Genomic DNA, 3,628 nt, shown 5'->3' with positions numbered 1-3,628 from the left:
GATTCGTCAACCACTAATTTCGGTTTTGAGCCAAAATTATTACATAATATATTTCAATATTCTCTGGTTTTGCGAAGACATAAAAACCCCGGTTTGAAACCTTATTTCTAGGTTTGATCAAAACGGAGGTTATTAATGTTTCGCCAGTCTCATGCGTACTCTCGGGTACCGCTCATCTCTTCCAGCAGCCGGTTCAGCATTTGCTCAAAACTAGCGATGAGCCCATCATCCAAAGCGCTATATACCGCCGTACCTTCTCGATCAGCGGATACAAAGACCGGATCAAATGGAATGCTGCCAAGAAGAGTCACCCGTTCATCCGGGATCAAGGACATATCTGTGCAGCTTAGTCCTTCCATCCATTTATTTTGAATCAAATAAAATTGTTCAATGCCAATATCCTTCGCCAGCCGAATGACGGATTTTGCCGTCTCCAGACTCCGGGTTCCCGGCTCGATTACAAGGATCAGCGCATCCACGTTTTTGGCGGTCGAACGACCAAGATGCTCCAGCCCCGCTTCAAAATCGATAATTACCGCGTCGTTTTCCTCGGTCACCAGGTAATTGAGCAGAGTTTTCAGCAGCGTGCTCTGCGGACAGGCGCAGCCGGTGCCGCCCTTGGATGCTCCGCCCATTTGCAGAAGCCTTATGCCGTCTTTGCTCACAACATATTCCTCTGGAATATCGTCGACTTTCGGGTTCAGCGAGAACCAGCTGCCGCTAACGCCCGGCTCGCCTCCGGTCTTCTTCTTGATTAAATCCCGGTCATCGGCGATGGTGCGGATTTCCGATAGTTGTTCCCTGCCAAAGCCTAATGCCATCCCCAAAATTGGCATCCTGATCCGCGTCAATGGCGAGCACACGGTGTCCTTGTTTCCTAAGTAAATGAGCGAACATCGCGGCAACCGTTGTTTTTCCCACGCCGCCTTTACCTGAAATTGCGATTTTTAAGGCCTGAGTCATTTTCCTTCCCCTCCCTTATCTTTCAAATTCCAAGCGCTTTACGTTTCATATCAATCCGTTCAAGTAGTATGGCGGCCGCTTTTACAGGGTCACTTTCGACGATTAGTTTCCCTCCGAACAGCCCATCCATCGTAATGCCTTGATCCTCGCGGCTTCCGGTGAGGGTCCGGGTGACCAGATTCGAACCTGACACCTGCGGGTCCACACCGACATGAACATCTACACCATGTGCAATAAAATAAGTTCCGATCGTAAGCGCCTTTGGGCTATGCGTTTCCGGACAGCTGCCGACCGCTGGAAGGCTGGAGACCGGCACATCCAGTTCATCCGCAATCGCCGACAGCAAATCAAGCGGTCTGGAATTGTCTACACAGCTGCCCATGTGAAGAGCCGGCGGCAGTGCAGACAAGCCCGCATGCTGTCCCAATTGCCGCAGTAAAGCCTTCAAGCTGTCGCCGCACGCTTCAAGCCCGCTTTCATTCATCAGCCCGTATTTTGCCAGCGAATGCGCGGCGCAGCCTGTAGTCACGATCAGCACATTGTTTTTGAGCAGTTCCCTTGCAACAGTAACATTACCTATATCTTGCGGCTCCTGCGGATTGGTACATCCGATTACTGCTGCAACGCCGCGGATCGTCCCGTCCTTGATCGCGTCAATCAGCGGCTGCAAAGGCTTGTCCGCGTTGATTTTTGCGGTCACTTCACAGATTTGTTCGACGGAAAATCCGGCATGGGCCTCCACCGCACCGCCTGGGATAACCACCTTTGCCGGGTCCCGTTTTGCAAAATTGCGGATCGCTCGCTCCACGATCTCCCTGGCTGCCTCATCCGCGTATTCCGGTTCAAAGTTCACGTGCGTCGCACCCGGAATTTTGACATGCGGCATCGTTGTGATGATTTCCGTATGATAACATTCCGCTACCTGCTGGATTCCAGGCATAATACACTGAATATCGACAACCATTGCTTCAAGCGCACCTGTGACAATAACCAGCTCCTGGGAAGAAAAACTTGAAGCGGCATGCACCCCTTGGCGCATTAACAGCTCATTGCCCGTACAGCAGACACCGACAATATTGATCCCTTCCGCACCGACGGTCAGGGCTTTACGCTCAAGTATTTGCGCCCATTCCACGATTTTCTCCGACAGCAGCGGAATATGGCCATGCACCGCGATATTGATTTGCTTTTCATCGAGCACCGCAAGGGAGTAATTGAATTTGACCGCTTTCGGCGTCCCGAACAGAATATCCTGCAGATCCGAGGACAAGTGCAGTCCGCTGTAGCCATCAACCAGCCCCATCGTAACCGAGCCCAGCAGCAGGTTGAGCGGATCGGCGTCGCCGCCCATGGCGTTTCTCGTGACCGCTTTTGCGATTTCCAGGTGGGCATTCACCGGTGTGATGCCAAGCTTATCCCAGATTTCGCGCGACTTTTGGTGTCCCCGGTATTCAATCCAGTTCATTACACCCTCATGCTTTTGAAAATCCTCAAGCGCCGCAAGCGCCACAGCCTTTGCAACTTCGTTTATGGATTTCCCTTCAGTTTCCAGGTTCAAGCCTTTCGCGACCCGCATCAATTTGCCGACATCCCGGATCACATACGGAGCCAATCCTTCCGCCGTCTTCAGCAAAGCCACCGCGACTTCCCGTCCATGCTCGGCATGGCCCGACGCTCCCTGAATCATCGTGTTCAGGAGACTTCTTGCGACTAATGTATCCGCATCCGAACCGCAAACTCCGCGCCTTGGCCCGCTTCCATTCGGTACAATCCGGCAGGGACCTTCCAGGCAGGAGCGGCAGCAGAGACCGGCCGACCCGAATGGGCATTTCGCCGCCATCTGATCGGCACGATCGAAGGCCGTTTCGATCCCCCTGCTTCTGGCAACCGCCAGCATTTGCTGAACCTGTGTATCCTTGGAGACCTCTTCCAGTTCTCTTAACTTAGCCACCATATCCATCCTCTCTCATTCTGAACGAATTCCAAACGATAACATCCTAGTCTATTGATCTATTGTAATCTATTGTAATCTATTGGAATTGTATCACCGGATCGTGTGGCTGTCGATTCTATTTGGTCCCAGCGGTCATTTCTATGACTTATGGCCCCCCCTTATAAATCGAAAGTAAATATAAGAGATGATCATACCGCCATATAAAGCCATCCCTATAAGAGCCCGGATATTTTCAGAGAAACCGTGGAGTACATGTGCGCGTGAGACCAGCAGGACAATCAGCATTGCGCCTATCACGATAACTGAATCTGCGAGTAGCTTGGAATAGTTTATCTTTTTCAGTACAGGCAACAGCGGCTTTAAATTCCAACCTACAGCTATAATCTCTAATACGAGTATGCCAACCGAAGCTCCCATGTAATTGAATCCGGGGATCGCTACGAGAAAATAGTGAAGTGTAACCGCAATACCTATTCCGCAAATAAGACCAAGTAACGGCGCTTTTTTACGGTCCTGCGCCCAAAGTATGCTCGTGCTGATTTCCCGCAAGCCTACAAGCAGTGGAATGATAGATAAATATTTGATCGGTTCGGCTGCTTCGGCTGATCCAAAAAGGATGCAAGAAATTTCTGTGTTATATTTGTAGAGGAACAAGCCGGATGAGCTGCCCCAGAGCCATCCCGCTTCCAAAGCGAGTCTGGTTCGCCGATT

3 protein-coding genes and 1 pseudogene are annotated in these 3,628 nt (G+C 51.0%); all 4 read right to left on the bottom strand.

Annotated features, from left to right (window positions below):
- Positions 1-149: 149 nt before the first annotated feature.
- Positions 150-821: an ATP-binding protein gene (locus tag L691_RS27570; protein ID WP_198022957.1), complete on the bottom strand. Its 672-nt coding sequence runs from the start codon at positions 819-821 to the stop codon at positions 150-152.
- Positions 766-963, bottom strand: a complete 198-nt coding sequence (locus L691_RS32420; RefSeq protein WP_198022956.1) for a nucleotide-binding protein — start codon at positions 961-963, stop codon at positions 766-768. Before L691_RS32420 ends, L691_RS27570 begins: the two co-directional genes overlap by 56 nt.
- A gap of 22 nt (positions 964-985) precedes the next feature.
- Entirely contained in the window at positions 986-2,917 is a 1,932-nt protein-coding gene (cooS, locus tag L691_RS0102205) for an anaerobic carbon-monoxide dehydrogenase catalytic subunit (RefSeq protein ID WP_036734796.1), read from the bottom strand.
- A gap of 138 nt (positions 2,918-3,055) precedes the next feature.
- Positions 3,056-3,628: pseudogene (locus tag L691_RS0102200) on the bottom strand (oligosaccharide flippase family protein); the annotation flags it as partial.

Origin of the sequence: Paenibacillus zanthoxyli JH29 (genome assembly GCF_000520715.1) — a bacterium.
GTDB classification, from domain to species: Bacteria; Bacillota; Bacilli; order Paenibacillales; family Paenibacillaceae; genus Paenibacillus_AQ; species Paenibacillus_AQ zanthoxyli.
The sequence above is the reverse complement of the archived record's forward strand: the minus strand, read 5'-3'. Positions and strand labels throughout refer to the sequence as shown.

Coding starts and splice junctions, on each gene's coding strand:
- L691_RS27570 (WP_198022957.1), bottom strand. CDS start 821: ATGGCATTAGGCTTTGGCAGGGAACAACTATCGGAAATCCGCACCATC.
- L691_RS32420 (WP_198022956.1), bottom strand. CDS start 963: ATGACTCAGGCCTTAAAAATCGCAATTTCAGGTAAAGGCGGCGTGGGA.
- cooS (WP_036734796.1), bottom strand. CDS start 2,917: ATGGTGGCTAAGTTAAGAGAACTGGAAGAGGTCTCCAAGGATACACAG.